25 protein-coding genes, 1 pseudogene and 1 riboswitch are annotated in these 19,288 nt (G+C 43.0%); of the genes and pseudogenes, 17 read left to right on the plus strand and 9 right to left on the minus strand.

The window, feature by feature from the left end; all coding sequences use genetic code 11:
* Positions 1–55: 55 nt before the first annotated feature.
* The 6 genes from ilvA to B6A27_RS09410 all read left to right on the plus strand — a co-directional run bounded on the left by ilvA (position 56) and on the right by B6A27_RS09410 (position 4,853).
* Positions 56–1,327, plus strand: a complete 1,272-nt coding sequence (ilvA, locus tag B6A27_RS09385; protein ID WP_080861899.1) for a threonine ammonia-lyase IlvA — start codon at positions 56–58, stop codon at positions 1,325–1,327.
* A 278-nt stretch (positions 1,328–1,605) separates the two neighbouring features.
* Positions 1,606–1,857, plus strand: a complete 252-nt coding sequence (locus tag B6A27_RS09390) for a YpmP family protein (protein ID WP_080861902.1) — start codon at positions 1,606–1,608, stop codon at positions 1,855–1,857.
* Between the two features lie 118 nt (positions 1,858–1,975).
* Positions 1,976–2,818: a DegV family protein gene (locus tag B6A27_RS09395; RefSeq protein WP_080861904.1), complete on the plus strand. Its 843-nt coding sequence runs from the start codon at positions 1,976–1,978 to the stop codon at positions 2,816–2,818.
* 54 nt (positions 2,819–2,872) lie between these two features.
* Positions 2,873–3,451, plus strand: a complete 579-nt coding sequence (locus tag B6A27_RS09400; protein ID WP_066149247.1) for an SCO family protein — start codon at positions 2,873–2,875, stop codon at positions 3,449–3,451.
* A 65-nt stretch (positions 3,452–3,516) separates the two neighbouring features.
* Positions 3,517–4,293, plus strand: coding sequence for an SGNH/GDSL hydrolase family protein (locus B6A27_RS09405; protein ID WP_080861906.1), 777 nt, complete (start codon positions 3,517–3,519; stop codon positions 4,291–4,293).
* Complete coding sequence (locus B6A27_RS09410) at positions 4,290–4,853, plus strand: YpmS family protein (RefSeq protein WP_080861909.1); 564 nt, start codon at positions 4,290–4,292, stop codon at positions 4,851–4,853. Before B6A27_RS09405 ends, B6A27_RS09410 begins: the two co-directional genes overlap by 4 nt.
* A 346-nt stretch (positions 4,854–5,199) precedes the next feature.
* On the opposite strand, the gene B6A27_RS09415 is transcribed toward B6A27_RS09410, so the two are convergent.
* The 5 genes from B6A27_RS09415 to pepT all read right to left on the minus strand — a co-directional run bounded on the left by B6A27_RS09415 (position 5,200) and on the right by pepT (position 9,881).
* Positions 5,200–6,534: an RsmF rRNA methyltransferase first C-terminal domain-containing protein gene (locus tag B6A27_RS09415; protein WP_236631830.1), complete on the minus strand. Its 1,335-nt coding sequence runs from the start codon at positions 6,532–6,534 to the stop codon at positions 5,200–5,202.
* Positions 6,535–6,697: 163 nt separating this feature from the next.
* Positions 6,698–7,282 carry a glycerol-3-phosphate 1-O-acyltransferase PlsY gene (gene plsY, locus B6A27_RS09420; protein ID WP_066149338.1) on the minus strand — a complete coding sequence of 195 codons (585 nt, stop codon included), beginning with the start codon at positions 7,280–7,282 and terminating at the stop codon, positions 6,698–6,700.
* A gap of 109 nt (positions 7,283–7,391) precedes the next feature.
* Positions 7,392–8,012 (minus strand): DUF2238 domain-containing protein, encoded by a 621-nt coding sequence (locus B6A27_RS09425; RefSeq protein ID WP_080861915.1) that lies wholly within the window; start codon positions 8,010–8,012, stop codon positions 7,392–7,394.
* 253 nt (positions 8,013–8,265) lie between these two features.
* Positions 8,266–8,496 carry a DUF2339 domain-containing protein gene (locus tag B6A27_RS09430; protein WP_080861917.1) on the minus strand — a complete coding sequence of 77 codons (231 nt, stop codon included), beginning with the start codon at positions 8,494–8,496 and terminating at the stop codon, positions 8,266–8,268.
* Between the two features lie 152 nt (positions 8,497–8,648).
* Entirely contained in the window at positions 8,649–9,881 is a 1,233-nt protein-coding gene (gene pepT / locus B6A27_RS09435) for a peptidase T (RefSeq protein ID WP_080861920.1), read from the minus strand.
* A 317-nt stretch (positions 9,882–10,198) separates the two neighbouring features.
* Positions 10,199–10,333, plus strand: a riboswitch (FMN riboswitch).
* Positions 10,334–10,482: 149 nt separating this feature from the next.
* Between pepT and B6A27_RS09440 the strand changes: the two genes are divergently transcribed.
* Positions 10,483–11,061: an ECF transporter S component gene (locus B6A27_RS09440; protein WP_080861923.1), complete on the plus strand. Its 579-nt coding sequence runs from the start codon at positions 10,483–10,485 to the stop codon at positions 11,059–11,061.
* Positions 11,062–11,099: 38 nt separating this feature from the next.
* Here the strand turns inward: B6A27_RS09440 and B6A27_RS09445 are convergent, their stop codons facing one another.
* Positions 11,100–11,711, minus strand: a complete 612-nt coding sequence (locus B6A27_RS09445) for a molybdopterin-dependent oxidoreductase (protein ID WP_066149261.1) — start codon at positions 11,709–11,711, stop codon at positions 11,100–11,102.
* Positions 11,712–12,029: 318 nt separating this feature from the next.
* On the opposite strand from B6A27_RS09445, the gene B6A27_RS09450 reads away from it, so the two are divergent.
* The 6 genes and pseudogenes from B6A27_RS09450 (at position 12,030) to B6A27_RS09470 (ending at position 15,064) form a co-directional block, all read left to right on the plus strand.
* A complete protein-coding gene (locus B6A27_RS09450) occupies positions 12,030–12,491 on the plus strand; it encodes a GNAT family N-acetyltransferase (protein WP_236631827.1) in 462 nt (153 codons plus the stop codon).
* Positions 12,463–12,963: a GNAT family N-acetyltransferase gene (locus B6A27_RS09455; protein ID WP_080861926.1), complete on the plus strand. Its 501-nt coding sequence runs from the start codon at positions 12,463–12,465 to the stop codon at positions 12,961–12,963. Before B6A27_RS09450 ends, B6A27_RS09455 begins: the two co-directional genes overlap by 29 nt.
* Before the next feature lie 468 nt (positions 12,964–13,431).
* Positions 13,432–13,578, plus strand: a complete 147-nt coding sequence (locus B6A27_RS19235) for a DUF4306 domain-containing protein (RefSeq protein ID WP_255357510.1) — start codon at positions 13,432–13,434, stop codon at positions 13,576–13,578.
* Positions 13,553–13,897, plus strand: a complete 345-nt coding sequence (locus tag B6A27_RS09460; protein WP_255375091.1) for a DUF4306 domain-containing protein — start codon at positions 13,553–13,555, stop codon at positions 13,895–13,897. The genes B6A27_RS19235 and B6A27_RS09460 overlap by 26 nt, the downstream gene beginning before the upstream one ends.
* An 11-nt stretch (positions 13,898–13,908) precedes the next feature.
* A pseudogene (locus B6A27_RS09465) lies at positions 13,909–14,482 on the plus strand (nucleotidyltransferase family protein).
* 51 nt (positions 14,483–14,533) lie between these two features.
* Entirely contained in the window at positions 14,534–15,064 is a 531-nt protein-coding gene (locus B6A27_RS09470) for a YcxB family protein (RefSeq protein ID WP_080861929.1), read from the plus strand.
* Positions 15,065–15,248: 184 nt separating this feature from the next.
* Here B6A27_RS09470 and B6A27_RS09475 read toward each other — a convergent pair whose 3' ends face one another.
* Together B6A27_RS09475 and B6A27_RS09480 are read right to left on the minus strand one after the other, a co-directional pair.
* The gene (locus B6A27_RS09475; protein ID WP_183186186.1) at positions 15,249–15,473 is read right to left on the minus strand and encodes a DUF3892 domain-containing protein; all 225 of its coding nucleotides are present in this window, start codon (positions 15,471–15,473) and stop codon (positions 15,249–15,251) included.
* An 81-nt stretch (positions 15,474–15,554) separates the two neighbouring features.
* Positions 15,555–16,037: a GyrI-like domain-containing protein gene (locus tag B6A27_RS09480; RefSeq protein WP_066149267.1), complete on the minus strand. Its 483-nt coding sequence runs from the start codon at positions 16,035–16,037 to the stop codon at positions 15,555–15,557.
* Between the two features lie 517 nt (positions 16,038–16,554).
* On the opposite strand from B6A27_RS09480, the gene B6A27_RS09485 reads away from it, so the two are divergent.
* From B6A27_RS09485 to B6A27_RS19080, 3 genes are read left to right on the plus strand one after another with little or no spacing between them, the layout of a single operon-like run.
* Positions 16,555–17,124, plus strand: a complete 570-nt coding sequence (locus B6A27_RS09485) for an RNA polymerase sigma factor (protein ID WP_080861931.1) — start codon at positions 16,555–16,557, stop codon at positions 17,122–17,124.
* Between the two features lie 38 nt (positions 17,125–17,162).
* A complete protein-coding gene (locus B6A27_RS19075; protein ID WP_236631828.1) occupies positions 17,163–17,363 on the plus strand; it encodes a hypothetical protein in 201 nt (66 codons plus the stop codon).
* Positions 17,364–17,531: a hypothetical protein gene (locus B6A27_RS19080; RefSeq protein WP_236546418.1), complete on the plus strand. Its 168-nt coding sequence runs from the start codon at positions 17,364–17,366 to the stop codon at positions 17,529–17,531. It abuts the gene before it with no gap.
* Between the two features lie 60 nt (positions 17,532–17,591).
* Here B6A27_RS19080 and B6A27_RS09495 read toward each other — a convergent pair whose 3' ends face one another.
* Positions 17,592–17,882 (minus strand): YqzG/YhdC family protein, encoded by a 291-nt coding sequence (locus B6A27_RS09495; protein WP_044743510.1) that lies wholly within the window; start codon positions 17,880–17,882, stop codon positions 17,592–17,594.
* A gap of 507 nt (positions 17,883–18,389) precedes the next feature.
* Between B6A27_RS09495 and B6A27_RS09500 the strand changes: the two genes are divergently transcribed.
* Positions 18,390–19,154 carry a DUF1189 domain-containing protein gene (locus tag B6A27_RS09500; protein WP_080861934.1) on the plus strand — a complete coding sequence of 255 codons (765 nt, stop codon included), beginning with the start codon at positions 18,390–18,392 and terminating at the stop codon, positions 19,152–19,154.
* The last annotated feature ends 134 nt before the right edge of the window (positions 19,155–19,288 follow it).

Genomic DNA, 19,288 nt, shown 5'->3' on the forward strand with positions numbered 1-19,288 from the left:
TAAAATTTGTGATATAATTTTCAAATTAAAAAAGTGATGGAAAGGACAAGGGAATATGGAACAGCAATTGAAACGAAAACGAGGAGCCGTGTATGTGGAAGATGTTTTAATCGCGCATCATACGCTAAAAGATGTCGTATACCACACCCCGCTACAAAGAAATGCATTGCTATCGGAGCGCTATAGCTGTCAAGTTTATTTAAAGCGTGAGGATTTGCAGGTTGTGCGCTCGTTTAAAATTCGCGGCGCTTATAACTGCATGAAGCATCTGACAGACGAAGAACGAAAACGGGGAATTGTTTGTGCTAGCGCAGGTAATCACGCTCAAGGAGTGGCCTATTCATGTCGCGCGTTAGGTGTGCATGGAAAAATTTATATGCCTGCGACAACACCACGCCAAAAGGTTTCACAAGTTCAATTATTCGGAAAAGATATGGTAGAGATTGTTTTAGTTGGCGACACATTTGACGATTCCTTTAACGAGGCTGTTCAATGCGCCGAGCGAGAAGAGAGAACGTTTATTCACCCTTTTGATGACGAGTATGTGATGGCTGGACAAGGAACGATCGGAGTGGAGATTCTTAATGACTGTGAGGAACCGATTGATTTTGTGTTTGCCAGCATTGGTGGCGGCGGATTGATGGCAGGTCTCGGTACATATATCAAAAGCATCTCGCCTGCCACAAAACTGATTGGCGTCGAACCAGCCGGAGCTCCATCCATGAAAGCGGCACTTGAGAAAGGGGAAGTTGTGACTTTAGAGGAAATTGATAAATTTGTGGATGGAGCAGCAGTCAAAACAGTAGGAGAAAAAACGTTTGCGTTATGCAGAGAAATGATTGACGACATCGTCGTTGTGCCAGAAGGGAAAGTGTGTACGACCATTTTAGAACTTTATAACGAAAATGCCATCGTGGTTGAACCAGCTGGAGCCTTGCCAATCGCCGCTTTGGATTTGTATCAAGAGCAGATTCGCGGAAAAACCGTTGTTTGTGTCATTAGCGGAGGAAACAATGATATTGATCGGATGCAGGAGATCAAAGAACGTTCCATGATTTATGAAGGCTTGCAGCATTATTTTATCGTTAATTTCCCACAGCGTGCCGGAGCATTGCGCGAATTTTTAGATGAAGTGCTAGGACCGACGGACGATATTACGCGGTTTGAATACACAAAGAAAAATAATAAAGAGAACGGACCTGCATTAGTGGGGATCGAACTGAAGCGGCGGGAGGATTATGCTCCGCTCATTGAGAGAATGAAAAAGAAGGGATTTCCTTATCAGGAAGTCAATAAAGATCCGAACTTATTTCATTTACTTATTTAATATATCCATTGAGAAGTCTCCCACCGCTTAACAGAGTGTAGAGGAGAGAGGGGTGTTTGGAAGCGGTCGGTATTCGGTCCGCCGACAATCGAAATCAGATGATCGCCTGCTCATTGAAGGCTAAATGTGGATACAGGTCGATATCGTTATGCGGAGCACAATGAGTCATTCGTTATTTTTCGCTAAAAAAATTATAAATCTTTCGCGCAATCTGACATACTTTTACACCGATTTCGTGTATAATAATAATAAATCGGTCAAAAAAGAGGATTGATATTTTGCTACTCAAAAGCCTGGAGTTCAAGAATGCTTATGGACAGAAGGTAAAAATTATTGAGATTCCAGTATTGGAGGAAGATAACACCTATCGCTTTATTGTTCAATCACGTTTAGAGACGCTGATAGCAAAGGTCTATTGGTCTCGGGAAGCCCGTTGTGTTTATTCGTTTAGGGATCATTTAAAAAGAGTGTTGAAATGGCCTGTCTATGAACAAATTTTCAAGACAGATATTTTAAAAAATAATGCATAAGCATCATATGAAAAAGTTGCTTTGCCAAAGCAAAGCAACTTTTTTTGCATTTATTATAGGCATTTCACTCGTTTCATTGTATAATGTTCAATGAGCCTTAACTCCAGGAAGTGAAATAATGAGCAAAATCAAAATTGTAACGGATTCGACAGTAGATGTTCCTACTGAAACATTAAATAGGTATGGAATTGAAGTGATTCCGCTCACTTTTACAATGGACAACAAAGTCTATACAGATCGTTTGGATATCACATCAGAAGAATTTATGAAAAAAATGGCCCAAGCAAACGAGCTGCCGAAAAGTTCTCAACCTTCAATAGGAAGCTTTCTGGAGCTATATAACCGTTTGGGAGAAGATGGATGTGAAATCCTTTCGATTCATATGGCTGGCGCGCTAAGTGGGACGGTGCAATCGGCAAGACAGGCAGCGGCCATGTCACAGGCAAATGTGACAGTTGTTGATTCGCAATTTATCTCGCTTGCCCTAGGATTCCAGGTCATAGAAGCAGCAAAGCAAGCGGCAGAAGGGAAGAGCTGCGCTGATATTATTCAGCATCTTGAAAAAGTCCGTTGCGGCACGCATCTCTACATAGCTGTTGACACGTTGGACCATTTAGTGAAGGGGGGCCGAATTGGACGCGGCAAAGCGTTGCTCGGCTCATTGCTGAACATCAAGCCGATTGCGGCGCTGATGGATGGCATCTATACGCCTGTGATGAAAGCGCGGAGCTATTCACAGATCGTCAGCTATTTCACACAACGGCTGGTCGAGGATGCGACCGGCAAAACGATTCGTGCGATCGGCATTGCCCATGCTGATGCGTTGACGTTGGCGAATCGCTTAAGGCAATCTATTGTTGAGGCAACTGGCTATGAGCAGATTGACATAGTATATACGACGCCGATTGTTTCGATTCATACAGGTGCAGGTGCGATTGGTTTTATGTACTACGTTGAATAAATCATGAAACATTTGGTAAAATGAAAGAGGAAATGAAAACGGGTGGATTTAGCGATGAGAAAAACAAGTGCCATTGTGCTTATAAGCATACTTTTGTTATTCACAGCTGCATGCAGTAAAAAGATCCCTGATGCCCAAAACTGGCCGGTTGCGTCTTTTACCTTTACGGATCAGAATAATCAACCGTTTGGCTTAAAAGACCTAAAAGGGAAAGTATGGGTAGCTGATTTTATGTTTACTCGCTGTGCGGATGTATGTCCGCCAATGACGGCCAATATGGCGAAGCTGCAGCGAATGGCCAAAGAAGAGGGATTAGAGGTTGAATTTGTTTCTTTTAGTGTGGATCCGGAAAACGATCATCCGGAGCAATTAAAAGCATATATTGAGAAATTTGATGCTGACACTCGTCATTGGCATTTGCTGACGGGATACACTCAGCAAGAAATTGAAGCTTTCGCCCAAAAGAATTTTAAAACGATTGTACAAAAGCCAGCAAACCAAAGCCAGGTCATCCACGGAACCAGTTTCTATTTAGTCGATCAAAAAGGAAAAGTGGTTCAGTATTATAATGGAATGAACAACGTTCCATACAAGAAAATTCTAGAGCATATTAAAATTTTGCAATCATCATAAAGAGGCAAAAATGTGGTGGCATTTTTGCCTCTTCGTGTTTTCCTTTTTCTAGGAAGGTGAAAGAAATGAAAAAATGGGGACTTCTGTTTTTGTCACTGCTTCTAAGTGGGGGATGCTCAGCCACGGAAGCGATGAAAATGGAAAATATTCCATTGCGGCAAATCGGTCTTCCGAGTCGTTTAATAATCGACCAGGATTTTATCCCTCGGGATTGGAATGTGGTGGCTTTTGGCGACTCATTAACGGAAGGAGTAGGAGATCGAGACCATCAGGGCGGCTATGTTTTTGATCTCAAAGAAAAATTATTGCATAATAAGGGAGTTCGCTCTGTTACGGTCACGAATTTAGGAAAAAGAGGCTTACGTCTTTCACAATTGCAGGATGTCATTCAGTCTCACGAACAAGAGATAAGGGAAGCCGATATGGTGTTGATCACGATCGGTGGTAACGATATTATGAAAGTTGTCCGTTCTCATTTGTTTGATTTAACCTATGATTTATTTGAGAAAAATCAGAAAAGCTTTGCTGCCAAATTAGACCGGCTCATGCAATCGCTGCGCGCGCTGAATCCACATGCTACGATTGTTCTTGTTGGGGTGTATAATCCATTCTCAAGCCCGCTTCAAGACGTTCCTGAAATCGATGAGGTGATCGATATGTGGAACCGCGGAAGCCAAGCGGTTTTAAGCAAATATGATCGAACGATTTTTGTCGATGTGAAGGATTTATTCGATAACCGTGATGATTTGCTTTACGATGATCAATTTCATCCGAATGAATTAGGATATGAAAAAATTGCTGAACGTGTCTATGAACATTTGTTAGGGAGTATGGAACAATGAAATGGAAAGTCGCTTTTTTTGGATTATTAGCAATCAATATGGTCATTGTGGTAAGTTTACTGTGTCTTATTCTTCAGCCGTCTTCAACAAAGCTTCCGACCCCAAAAGCTGTAAAGGGAGCAACATTTCTCGTTCATTCATCAAAAGAAGATGTCAATATTTTGCTGAATGACTATCTGAAAGAAAAAACAAAAAATAGTTCGCTTTCGTATCGGGTTTGGATTGATGATCGTGTGTATGTGGCGAGTCAAGTCCCGCTTTTTAGCAGAAATGTGGACTTAACGGTTTCGTTTGTGCCTAAAATCGTGAAAGGCGGCAATTTAGAACTAAGAGATCCGGATTTATCGTTAGGAGAATGGCAGCTTCCGGTGAACTATACGCTGTCATATTTGCAAAAGCATGCGAAACTGCCTGATGAAGTCATGATTGAGCCCGATGCTCACCGAATTTATATTGATTTAGCCAATATCCAGTTAAAAAATGGATATCGCATTACGGCAAAAGAATTTGATCTAGAGCATGACAAAATTGTGTTTGCGTTAACCGTTCCAGTAAAATAACAAAAGGAGACGAGCGGTTAACCAATATGTTTATGTTGCGTGATTTGCTTCGCTTGTCTGTCGATGAACATCTTGGTTTCATTCTCGTCTTGGTTTGGCGGCATTTTGGTTTCATGGACGTTTTCAAAAACGTTTGGGACGGGAAATTGCAAGTGGGTCACTTCATTTGCTTGCTCATCAAAAATCGTCCTTTCTGAAAATGTTGTTGAGCAAAGAAAGGACGATTTTTTTTGCGCATTTTTTTACAAAATCCACCGAGAAGTTTCCCATCTTTTAACGGAGTGGAGGCGGGAGAGGTTCAGATGAATCAAAAAGGGGGCTTCCGAAAGCTAACTAGCTACAGCCCCTAAATTCTTAGCCCCTTTGGATAAAAATTTTTCAGCGTTCCTTTTACTTCCTTTCCCCAGCCGAGCGGGTAGCCGTCAATCATGACCATAGTCCAGCCGCGGTCTCCGCCTGTTTCAAGCGTTTCGCCGCGCAAATATTTCATGATCGGCTCTTGGTCGCTGCTGTTTAAATCGAGCGAATGAGCGACCACTTCTTTTTTTAAGGCTAAGGCGAGCGCATGATTCGGCTCAAAGCGATGTTTCTTTAACTCTCCTAAATGCAAGCCCGCTCGCACCACTTTTAATCCCTCAAAATTCGGGCAATCCTTTGGCAGCGCAAATAGCTGTTGTTGAAATGCATAAATGGTGTGGGTGATTTCGGTTTTTAACACCTCTTTTGCAAATGCTTGATAGTCACGCTGCGCCGATTTGGAAAGGTTGGAAGCAACGGTTTTTCCATTCCATTGGTTGGATCTTCCTGTCTTTTGCAGCTTAGCAACAAAATGTCCTTCTCCTTTTAAATAATGTGGCCAAAGCCGTGCTGTTTTCGCCATTTCTTTCATATGAGTATTTGTCCATTCCGGTCTTCCTGGCTGAATGCCCGCTGTTTTATCAATCGGCAATAAAATCAGATCCTCATATTCTGCAAGAAGCGCTTCGATCGTTTGCTCGTTTTCTTCTGGAGAAAACGTGCATGTCGAATAAACAAGAATGCCTCCTTCTTTTAACATGCGATAGGCACAGGACAAAATGTGGCGCTGCTTGCTGGCGCATTGCGCTACATGCGCTTCGCTCCAATAACGGATGGCCTCCTCATCCTTCCGAAACATTCCTTCACCTGAACAAGGCGCATCAACTAAAATTTTATCAAAATATCCTGTGAAGCGCTCTGCCAGCTTTTCTGGCGTTTCGTTTGTGACAAGCGCATTGGTGATGCCCAATCGCTCAATATTCTCTGATAGTGCTTTGACGCGTTTTGGATGAATCTCATTCGCAAGCAAAAAGCCGGTATTGTTCATCATAGCTGCCAGTTGTGTCGTCTTCCCTCCGGGAGCTGCACAAAGATCAAGCACTCTTTCTCCTGGTTCAGGACGCAATGCTTCAGCGACAAACATGGCGCTTGGTTCTTGAATATAATAAAGGCCGGCCGCATGATACGGGTGTTTTCCCGGCTGTTCCGCAGCATCATAGTAAAAGCCGGTCGAACAAAATGGAACAGGTGATAAGGAAAACGGCATCAGTTCTAAAAAGGTGCTTCGCTCTATTTTAAGGGGATTCAAACGAAGCCCGTTCGTTTTGTTTTCTTCATATGTATGAAAGAAGGGAAGCGCTTCTTCCTGTAAGAGTCGATTCATTTTTTCGCGAAATGGCTCCGGTAATTTCAACAAATAAAACTCCTTTCATTGATCTTGTGCGTCTATTGTTTGAAAAAGAACGAATGTGATCATCCCGATCATCCGATCGTCGCAGGATCCGCAAAAGAGGCTGCCCGAGTGAATGGGACAGCCCTGTGAGCATTTATAGCCATTTGATTTTTGGTTCCGTTTTATTTATAATTCGCTTAATGTTGGCGCGATGGCGATAAAAAACAAAGAGAGCGAGCAAAGTAACGCCGATCCTCAGCGGAATGTCATTAGTAAAGAAAATCGTATAAATAATCGCGTAAACTCCCGCCAGCATCGAGGAGAGAGAGACATATTTTGAAAGATATAGTACAAGAAAAAAGACCACTAACAGTGTGAAAAATAAAAATGGCGAATAAAACAGTAAGACTCCCCCCGAAGTAGCAACGGCTTTTCCGCCACGGAATCCGGCGAAAATCGGGTATGTATGTCCAAGCACTGCCAGCGCTCCGGCAATGAGCGGATGAATGTCTACATGAAACAGCACCGGTAAGCTAGCGGCGAGCGTTCCTTTTAAAATATCGCTGATCGTTACAATCAATCCTGCTTTGACACCGAGTACCCGAAACGTATTTGTGCCGCCCAAGTTTCCGCTCCCATGCTCGCGAATATCAATGCCAAACCCGACTTTTCCGACAATGAGCGCGGAGGGAATGGAACCAAGAAGGTAAGCGGCGATTAAAATCAATAGCTTTGTCACCAATCTTCATACACCCTTTACTTGTTCAAATTCATGCATGATTTTATTTTACCATGCATTAAAAAAAACGCCAGATAAGAATTTGGGATTTGTATGAAGCGGGAATGGGCTAAAGGGGTTTTTTTAAAAACCGGTTATGGATTTTTGAAAGAGCCAACCAAGCTAATATGGAGCCGATGAGACAAAACAGCATATCCCATTGTGTATCCCATATGTCACCTTGGGTGCCCAGAAAATCTTGCACTTGCTTTACCTGTTTGGCCAATTGCCCGATTATCCATTCAATGATTTCATACAATGCGGCAATCGCCAGCATCATGCTCATCACAATCAAAAATAGCCATCCGCCTCGTGTCAGCGAGGTTTTCCGTAGTAAAATTTCTCTGAGCACGATGGCAAATAACCCCTTTAAAAAATGACCGAAACGATCATAATGATTGCGTTCTAAATCGAACGTGTCTTTCACCCAATTAAACAAGGGAACGTTGGAATAAACATAATGCCCCCCGATAAACATGCTGATGGCTAAAAGTGAAATAATAGCATATGAAAGGGTGGTCAAGCGAAAGCGGCGATAGAGGAGGATCACAATAAGCAACCCTGCAATAGCAGGACTGACTTCCAGCAGCCATGTTAAATAGCTTGCAGGCTTGACCGCTGACCATATCAATGCGGCAGTCACCAAGAATAGCAAAACGAGATGTTCTTTTAGATGTTGGGATGTAGCCATATCATGCCCTCCTTGCCATCGTATCGTTGCGGCCTGCTCCATCTAATTTGAAAATGGAACAAAGCGATTCAAAAAAGGAGCGTATTGGATTTTTTCGATCATATGAACGCGGCCAAACAACACGGTGATTCTACAGACCAATGAATGATAGGAGTCAGGCGGCACAACCGCCCTAAATCTAAACGTTAAAAGATTGCGTTAATAGTATGAGAAAAAAGAAAGCCGCTTATGCAGCAAGAAGCGGCTTGTTTGTTTATCGTTTTTGCTGTCTATAAAACAGGCGTGAAATGATGATGCCAATGCTGCCAAGTCCGATGAACAGGATAGAGCGCATCAATAAAGAAACAATCGGCAGATCGATAAATACCAATTTCAGCAATGTTAAAAAAATCAATCCGATTCCTAATAAACGCATCGCTTTTTTGTCGCGAATCGTTCCAAAAACGACACGTCCAGCGGCGAAAGCAGCCCAGCTGAATGACAACAATATTGATTCTTTAAGTAATATAGCTGCGCAGTCTGAGCGAAAAGAGCGACATGCTGTCCCAATCTAAGGCATATATATGGAACGCATAGAAAAAACAAAAGGACATGCCCGGCGGCCAATGCCCTTTTGTTTTCTTTTTATGTAAGATGTTAGGCTTTTTGTTCAAACAGTTTCGCAATTTCGATAATGACTTGCGTTGCTTTGACCATATTATCGACAGAAATATACTCATAACGGCCATGGAAGTTTTCTCCGCCTGTAAAAATGTTTGGCGTAGGCAAGCCCATGTAAGAGAGCTGAGAACCGTCAGTGCCGCCGCGGATCGGCGAAACTTTTGGCTCAATGCCGAGGTTTTCCATCGCTTCATATGCAATGTCGACAATTTCTTTCACTGGTTCAATTTTTTCTCTCATATTGTAATACTGATCGTTTATTTCCCATTCGACACGCTCTTTACCATATTTTTCTTGAAACTGTGCAGCCAGTTCCGTTATTTTTGTTTTTCGTGCTTCGAATGCGTTTCGGTCGAAATCGCGGATAATATAGGAAAGAGTGGTTTTTTCGACATCTCCCTGAAAGGATAACAGATGATAAAATCCTTCATAGCCTTCAGTGTGCTCCGGCGCTTCATGAGCTGGCAGCTGGCTATGGAATTCCATGGCCAGTTTGATGGAGTTGACCATTTTGCCTTTAGCCGTACCAGGATGCACGTTTTTTCCTTTAAAGATAATTTTCGCTTGTGCGGCATTAAAGCTTTCATATTCTAGTTCGCCAAGCGGTCCTCCGTCCACTGTATAAGCGTATTTCGCCCGAAAAGCGTCCACATCGAATTTATGCGGACCTCTGCCGATTTCCTCATCCGGTGTAAAAGCGACGCGAATTTCGCCGTGCTTCACTTCTGGATGCTGAATAAGATACGCCATCGCTGTCATAATTTCAGCAATGCCCGCTTTATTGTCGGCTCCTAGCAAGGTCGTTCCATCGGTTGTGATCAAGGCATGTCCTTTGTAGCCAGCGAGTTCAGGAAAATCGGCGGGCGAAAGAACAATAGAAAGCTCGTGATTTAAGATGATATCGCCTCCGTCATAGCTTTCAATCAGTTGCGGATGAACATTTTCCCCCGTAAACTCGGTCGCCGTATCTAAATGTGCCAAAAATCCGATCGTCGGCACTTCTTTCTCTGTATTGGCCGGCAGTGTGGCCATCACATAGCCATTTTGATCAACCGTCACCTCTGTCATGCCGATCGCTTTTAACTCTTCTGCCAGCATATTGGCTAGTTCGAGCTGACCTGGAGTTGAAGGGCACGTGTCGCTGTTTGGATCAGATTGGGTATTCACCTTCACATATCTAGTCAAGCGCTCAATGATTTCTTGTTTCATATCGTCCATCTCCTTATGATTTGCTATCTTTTTCCGATGTTATTTTATCATAAAACGCTTATTTCAAGAAAAAATGGAATCCTGATTTAGACCATTGATCATCGGATACAAGCTTTCTGATGCGAATGAGTGACAAGAGCTCTGAACAGGGGGTGTTTCTGCAGCCGAGTAGATGAATTTACGAATGAATGATGTTATCTCGGCGGTTGATCGTGGAAAATGTATAAAAGCCTGAACGTTAAGAAGCGAAGCTTTATGCATAGACAATATTCAGCAAAACATGTATAGTATAAATGGAATAAATAAAATTTAGATTGATTCATCTTCGGGGCAGGGCGAAATTCCCGACCGGCGGTGATGAAGCGAATAAGCTTCTAAGCCCGCGAGCCGCAAGGCAGGATCCGGTGCAATTCCGGAGCCGACAGTTATAGTCTGGATGGGAGAAGATGAAGGTTTGCCGGCGTTCGGCGGTTGCGCTTGAACGTCTCTTTGCGCATGCCTGCTATTCTCCCTTAAGCGTTTAGGCTTAAGGGGTTTTTTATGGTCAGTCGGCAGCCTTCTTCTTGTGAGGATGAGTCACGAGAAGGAGAGGAGAATCACCATGAAAAACATGAACGTATCCGCTTTTGCGGCGATTGGATTGTTTAGCGCCATCGCTTATCTATTGATGCTGCTCAATTTCCCGCTTCCGTCATTTCCTCCTTTTTTGCTTGTTGATTTTAGCGATGTTCCAGCATTAGTCGCTGCTCTAATGTATGGACCGATTGCTGGGATGCTCGTCGAATTATTTAAAAATGTGCTCAACTATTTCCTTGTCGGCAGCGCGACTGGCGTTCCAGTCGGTCATTTTGCGAATTTTATGGCTGGAATAACGTTTATTTTACCGACCTATTATATTTATCGTAAAGCAGCATCAAAACAGGGAATGGTCATCGGTTTGGTGGCTGGCACCATCGTGATGGCAACGGCGATGAGCGTATTGAACTATTATATCTTTCTGCCGGCCTATACCATTTTTCTCGGTTCGCCGGCAATGAGCGCCCCGGAAGCGAAAGCGCTCATTGTTTCCGCGATTTTTCCATTTAATGCCTTAAAAGGCGTGTTTATAACCGTTGTCTTTATGCTTCTTTTTCTCCGGCTTCGTCCATGGCTGCATAAACGAGCGGCAAGCCGCATCTGAGCCGCAAAAAGGCTGCGTTTACGAACGTAGCCTTTTTGTTAAAGCTTCGACAGCGTTGAATCGGAAAACCGCTCCTCTTGAAATGGGTTCGCTGTCATTGAATAACCTCTCACTTCCCAATAGCCAGGCTCATCTGTTTTCATAAAACGGATGCCGGTCGCCCATTTCGCCCCTTTCCATAAATAAAAAGAAGCAGGGGGAATGAACCTCAGCGGATAGCCGTGCTTTGGCGAGATCTCTTGCCAATCGTGATGAGGGTCCTTCCATCGGTACACAAAAAGCGCGTCATCTCCCATGAGAGCATGAAGAGGCAAATTGGCTGAATAGCCGAAGGGATCGCCGTTTAAATATCCATAAACTTTGACATAAGCGACGTCTGGATTCAGCTCGACGAAACGCAAAAATTCGCGAAAAGCAATGCCCTCAAATGTCGTGTCAAACTTGGACCATGTTGTGACGCAATGCATATCAATGGTTGAGATCGTTTTTGGCAATTCCATAACTTGCTGATAAGAAAGAGAAACCTCTTCTTTCACCTCGCCGAATAATGTGAATTTCCATGTAGCCTCATGAAACTCGTATACATCGCCTTCGTGAAGAATCGGCCATTTCTCCGTTGCAAATTGCCCTGGAGGCAGTTGTTTTGTCAATGTTCTGCACCCTTTCTTCCAACATGATATGATTTACCATCATACGGAGATTTGTGAGAAAATGCAATACAAACCGGAAGGAAATTGGCAAATGATGTAGAATATTCTGGAAAGCAGAAGGCGATGAAAAAGGAGGGTTCCTATGAATGGAGATTTGACGCCGCATATCTAGTGCTCGCTCCTTTCGTTTGCTTCTACGCTTATGGTTTCGGGAATATTAGTGCTTCTCATTGTTAGTATATGGATGCAAAACCGGACATTGAAAGGCATGAAAAGAAAGTTAGAGAGCTTCAAGTAAGGACAAGGAGTAAGAGAATAATGGAACATGTTCAGATTGTGCGTGATATCGCAAATGCGAATTGGACAAAGATGAGAGAAATCTATGAATCTGTTGGCTGGGTTAAGCATACAGGGCCAATCATTCAACGAGTTTTTCAAGCGAGTCATATAGTAGCGCTTGCTTTTTGCTCCGGCCGTCTGGTTGGATTTGGCCGCGCTCTGTCAGACGGCGTATTCAATGCGGCGATTTATGATGTCGTCGTTCACCGCGATTATCAAGGTAAAGGTATTGGAAAAGCGATCATGAAAGATCTGCTCGAACAGCTTGACGCCATTTCATGCATTCATCTTATTTCGACGATAGGAAACGAACCGTTTTATATTCAATCAGGATTTCGTAAAGCAAAGACGGCGTTCGCTCGTTATCGCAGCGCGAATTTGGCACAGATCTATTTAGAAGGAGGGGATGGGAGTGAACATTCGGCAGGCAAAGGTGGATGATGCCGAACGATTAACAGCGTTGATTTTGCAAGTAGAGCGCGAATCAGCCTATTTGTTGTTTGAAGCGGGGGAACGGCCGCTTACGGTTAAAGAGCAGCGCCGCCAGCTTGAGGCGATCGAGCATGAAGAAAATGCCGCGATTTTTTTGGTGGAGACAGAAGAAGGGGAGCTCATCGGTTATTTAGTGGCAAGAGGCGGACGTGCTAAGCGCAATCGTCATACTGTATATATCGTTGTCGGTTTGCATGCTTCCTATCGGGGAAAAGGAATTGGCACGATGCTATTTACAGAATTGGAGCGCTGGACGAGGACAAAAGGGATCCATCGTTTGGAGCTGACAGTTGTGACAGACAATGTCCCCGCGATTTCTCTCTATAAAAAAATGGGATTTGTTCAGGAGGGAATCAAACGCCATTCGCTGAAAATCGACGGGCAATATGTCGATGAATATTATATGGAGAAGCTTCTGTAGGTGAACACTCCCTTTTCACGTAACCAAAACGCAAGCAGGGATTCAGAAAACGGAGAGGGCTTATCTTGATTTTGATGATGTCATTTTAACGCTCCGTTACTACCGCATACATAAACAAGACAGAGCAGCTAGCGATCAATAAGTACTTGGTGAGTTAAGGGGCATTGGGGAGGCTAATTTTCTTTTTTTACTGTAGCACTAATCGAGATTCTATTACGTTTTTTATTCTTGGAAAATTTGAGTAGCATCGGACATAGCGTGTTAGGCGAAACGTTGGATCTTATGTGAATCGTAATGATTTCTTATGGAGATTCGAATGGAACGTTTGCGATTGTGACATAGGAGCTTGTTTATGAGGTGGTATGAATCGAAATATCTTGTTTATTTTCCCGTATATATGCTTAAATGGTAATGGATGCAATAGCGACCTATTTCCATTTACAAGGGGGGAACAAGGCAGTGAGCTGGATGATTCAGTATATTCTCGCCTTTTTTGTGTTTGTTTTTTCCACTCTTGCTTCTTGGTACGAAGGAAGCGAAATAAGGTCTAACCCATGGGAGTGGAAGTATTCTGCTTTTTTTTTCACAGATGCTCCATGGTTCCATCACCAATAGCAGCGATATTTCACAGCTCGATCATTTTATTTATGCTGCTAAATTCAAGCCTGCTTTTCCTTTGCTTATGGCATTGAGCATTATTTATATAGTGATGCTAACAGGGTATTGGCTATGCCGGAGAAGCAACAAAAGATTTCGCTTGTTTTATGCCGGCAGTCTGCTATTTTGGATACTGGGGGCGATCGTAGCCGATTCCCCGACGATCGGTGGGCATTATTTTACAATGCTTTTTATGACTGCGGGTGCCGGAAGTGCAGCAATGGCTCTTTTGTCTGTGCTTCGGGCAAAGTGTTGGCGAGGTGAGGAGCTAAAATAATGGATACCGTGATGAAAAACGAACGTGATATCATCCAAAGGATTCAGAAGGACGAGTGGATGATGGAAACATTGCAAGCCGTACAGTCGCTGAATTTGCCCGATTGGTGGGTGTGTGCCGGATTTGTCCGTGCGAAAATTTGGGATGTGCTGCATGGATTTCAAGAAAGAACGCCGCTTCCAGATATCGATGTCATTTATTTTGACCGCAAGCATACGGAGAAAGCGGCAGAAAAGAAGCTGGAACAGAAGCTGTACCATCTCCTCCCCGATCGTCCATGGTCGGTGAAAAATCAGGCGCGAATGCATGCAATAAATGGCGGATCTCCTTATTTATCTTCCGTCGATGCCATGTCCAAATTTCCGGAAACTGCCACTGCTCTAGGGGTAAGGCTTGATGAAAAAGGCGTTGTTGTCTTGGCGGCACCTTGGGGAGTCGAAGATGTTTGTCAGCTTCTTGTCAAGCCAACTCCATATTTTTGTGAAACGAAAAAAACGGGCTCAAATGTATGAAGAACGAGTGCGGAGGAAGAAGTGGACAAGCATTTGGCACAAGCTAACAATCGTGACGCTAAAAAATGCTTAAAAACGCGAGACAATGATTTTTCTATTGCAGCATAGGGAAGGAGACAAAATCATGGAAATTCGTTATCGGTTAACGGAAGAAGATTATGTGCAGTTTAATTTGTTTCATATCAAGCATTCGAAAGCAGCCCGGAGAACGTTGGCGATTCAGCGAGTTATCCCTCCCGTTCTTTTTCTTTTGGTTGCCTGGGTATTTGCTGAAATCGGCCATGCTTCCTTTTTAGGATTGCTGATTACATTTTCGATTGTGGCGGTTTTATGGGTGATTTTTTATCCGAGTTACTTTGATCGAGCCATTATTCGCAGCGCAAAGAGAATGATGAAAGATGGAAATAATGAAGGGTTATTAGGAGAGCATCATCTTGTGATGACAGAAGAAGGAATCGTTGACTCGACTTCTTACGGAGAAACAAAAGTAAGCTGGGGAGGCATAAAGGCTTTCAAGGAAGACCGGCACAGCTTTTATCTCTATAATAGTGCTGTCAGCGCTTATATTATTCCAAAGCGAGAGCTGAAAAACATAGAGGAGATTCGATCATATCTTCACACAAAGCTTAAGCATATTGAATCAGAAAATAAGTGATCAATGACCGGTGGGCATATCCCAGCGGCAAGCGAATGGCTTGCCGACTATTCAACGATTTTATATCAGTGACTCCATCATTTCCATAACCTTACTAAAAAGGCCCAAAGAACGAACGGCACCTCAAACGTAGAAATCATGACTCATCATTCGAAGTGCCGTTCGAAACAGTGCCGTTTTCATTTTAAAATGTCGGCAAGTTATCGAGATTGTTGCTTGGATCTCCATCGGCATTGCTACGCAGATGCCAGTCGCCGTCCTTCCCTCTAAATGTGTTTACACCCTCGATCTCGCCGTTTTGTGCCATCACTTGTGCCTGTTTGTAATCGACAATCCGTCCAGAAGATAGCTTGAGCTCAACAATATCGCCATCGCCATTTTTTCGGACTGCTACCACTTTTTCACTCATCACTTTCACCCCCTCTATCATTTTAGTATGGGGGATTTGTCAGCCATTTTATGCACATACAGCCTCAATAACAAACGCTCTTCATTGAAGACGAACCCATATTTCGGAATAAAAATCAGGGCTGGTTGGATCGTCGTCCGGATATACTTCTAATTGCGGCGTGCCTGCAAGCTTGTAATGCTGGGATGGCAACCATTCTGAAAAAATTTGCTCCCATGCTTTTTGTATCGCTTCCGGCATCGATCCGCGCACCTCAAATATGCCCCATTTAGAAGCGGGTATTTCTAACGCCAACAGCCCGTTAGGCACCTCGCCATTATACTCTGCGGCTATCCAATAATCGATCGTTTGTCCTGACTGGTCATCGCTGTGTGCGGTACATACACCGATCAAGCCTTTTAATGAGCCGTTGTTCAGTGATGATAATAACTTAACGGTGCCGTTTTGATGAACTTCCTCCCACATCTTAGCAATCCCTGTATGATTCTCTCCATTGACTAGCGAAAATGTCCGCTTGATTCCCACTACTTGAAAACGATCTTTTTCAATGATTTGGTGATTCATTGATTTTCCTCCCATCTCAAGATAAAGAAACGATTCTAGGCTTGCTTGTGTATGGCCACTATCTATTTGATTATAGCACATATGTTCGTGTATAGCTACCTATCTTTCTGTTTAGAAAAAACGTTTTTTGGAAGCAAAAAATGATGGCAGATTTGAATGGGAAAAAGGGGGCTCGACTGTTTAACAAGAACGGAGGACCGTTTTTTTGACAACTGGGGGATTATTTAAATGTTATATTACATATAAATGGAATTTATTGTTCATTCAAAAGTAGAGCGGAGGTGGGAGGCAAGGCGGTGACTTGCTTTTGTTACGCCAAAGCGTACTAGAGTACTGACTCCTGATCGTCGAAACACGACCTAAACTTTCTATCAATCAATGCAAATGTCAAGTGACATTTAGAACATAACAGCTATGTTTTTTGAAATAAAATGGAGAAACTTTCAAACTATTTTCTAATAAATGACGAATATATGAATGAAAGGCTAGCCTTTGAAAGAAGTAGGAGTAGAAGTCAATGGAGAAAATAAAGGAATGGATTACCAAGGTCAAAAAAGGAGATCGCGATGCCGCTAACCAACTTGTCAGTTTTTATTATAAGGATCTATATGCTTATATTTACAGGCAGACATTAAACAAGGATTTAGCAATGGATCTAACCCAGGAAGCGTTTATCAGCATGCTTCGTTCGATCCATTCGTATGACGAGAGAAAGGCGTCATTTCGAACGTGGTTATATCGGATTGCCACTTATCAAACGATCGACTACTATCGTTCAAAATATTACAAACAGCAACCAATTGTGACGGAGATCGATCACGAGTTAGGACAAGAAGAAGATTTTACATTGAAGCTGGAATACAAGGAGGAGGTTGAGCGGATTTTAGCGGTGTTGAATACGTTTGAAGCGTCTGCCCAGCAAATTTTCCGTCTTAAATTGTTTGGTGAATATACTTTTGCTGAAATTGCTTCTGCCACTGGCTTAACGGAATCAACAGTGAAAACGAAATTTTATAGTACCGTAAGAAAAATAGGCAGTAACATAGCGATTGTCGATTGGAAGCAGGATTTTCTTTCTATCTGTTGAATGTTCGAAAAGGCGAAGAGAACGTTGGGAGGACTTGTATGATGAACCTATTCACATTTGCTAAAAAAGCCGGCACCGCCATGACAAAATACAACTCCAAGTTACCGAGCTATACGAGAATAACGAAACTAACCGAATCTGCCGTCATCGGCTGCATGTACATTGAAGCGAACGGAGTGGTCGGCTATCATGAAGCGCCAGTGCCGCAGCTGTTTCTTCTTGTACAGGGGGAAGGCTGAGTGACGGGGGCGGATCGCAAAAAAGTGTTTGTCAAAAGTGGAGAGGCGGTGTTTTGGGAACAAGGCGAATGGCACGAATCGGGAAGCGATCAAGGAATAGCCGCGATGATTGTTCAGTCTGAACATTTGACACCGAAATATCTCATACAATTGCAAGTATCCGAGTGAGTAATTTGATTTATAAGAATCAAGTGAACCGAAAACGGCGCGGTCAAATCACCGCGCCGTTTATCTTGGCGTTTCTTGAAAGGTAATGCCTATTACTCGCTCTGTTGCGGTGTTAAATTGGATATTGACAAAAACACCAAATTCTTTCTGGTTGGTTCTCAGCCATAGCTTAAATTTTTCCGTCGTCACATTCGCTTGTTGGTCGCGGCCAATATGGAGGTAGTCGACGATTTGGGCGTTTGGATATTTTTCCTTTGTTTTTTGAAGAGCGAGTCTTCCCCATTTGGCATATGGTGGCATTTCGGTTTGGGCGATCGCGTGATGGACGATTTCAATCGGTTGGATGCCCATCCCCGCAACTGACCAGACACTGAGAGCGAATAAAGTGATCCATCTGTTTTTCATATATAATAAAACCTTTCTTTTTTTATGTTTAGCGTGCACGATGCTTGTCAGATTATTCATCCTCTCTAAAACGGAGAAAGAAAATGACGGTTCATGATGCAGCTGTTTGATGTGTATCGCTCTCCGTTTTTAATAGTGCGGGCAAAGAAAGAAGATGCTTGTCTGCTTATAAAATTCTGTTGTCCGATTCGCGTTTTCACTCGTCTGTAAAGGGAACTTTTTCATTTATTACAAAAAATTCAATATCGATTGAAACCTTTTTGCGTTTTGAACGTTAATATTATGGAAGATAAGCGGCGAGGTTGAGAACTAAAAAATATGGAATGTGTTGCAGCATGTGATCTATGTTTCAAACCGGAGATCAGCTGATGGAAAACATGAGCATACGGTTCCTGTCCCTTAAAGCTGGAGCGAATGCCGTCTATTTATGAAATTCGAAGGAGTGCATGAGGAATGAACTTTTTTAAAAAATTGAGCTATAGCGTAGGGGATGTCAGACGTTATCCGGACATGGTGGCGCAAGGCGCAGGAAAAGCTTTTTTATATTTGCTTTTATTTGCGCTTTTGTTTGGCACGCTGAATAGCATCATTGTCGGCTATCAATTTAATCAAAGCATCGGTCATTTTACCGGAACATTAGAAAGCAAAATCCCGGAATTCACCTTTCAAAACGGAGAGTTGAATGTAGAAGGAACGATGCCGATTGTGTTGGATGATTCTAAAAATGGCGCTGTCATTATCGATACAACGGGCCAAACAACAGAAGATCGTTTAAATCCGTACTCGTCGGGAGTGCTGATTTTAAAGGACCGGATGATTAGCAAGCAAGCTGGAGGGCAAACACAAGTTTTCTTATTTCGCGATTTTCAAGGCGTAACGTTTGATAAACAAGATCTGGTCGGCTTTTTGCCATATTTAAAATGGCTTGCTCCCATTGTGGCAGTGATTGCTTGGATCGGCTTTTTCATTGGCAAAATATTCAGCGCTTTATTTTTAGCAATTATCAATCTGATGATTTCTAAGCTACAAAAAGCGAACTTGTCTTTTGGCCGGCTATACAGCTTGAGCATTTATTCATTATCCTTGCCGATCATCCTTGATCTGATCTTTAAGCTGTTCCATTTCCGTTTACCGGGATTGATTTATTATATCGTCGCGTTAGTATATAGCTGGCTGGCGATTAACCAAACCAAAAAACAAGCGGGAGAGGCTCTTTAGAAGATCGGATCATCTTTTGTGTAGGATGAGAGCCGTCCGCTAAGCCGCGCTTCGTCTTTGTTAAAGAAGCGCTGTTGCTGGAAAAATCAGCTGCGGCAAGAAATGAGTACGAATCATAAAGCATGATCACATAT

This window comes from Anoxybacillus sp. UARK-01 (assembly GCF_002075365.1).
In the GTDB taxonomy this organism is placed as follows: Bacteria; Bacillota; Bacilli; order Bacillales; family Anoxybacillaceae; genus Anoxybacteroides; species Anoxybacteroides rupiense.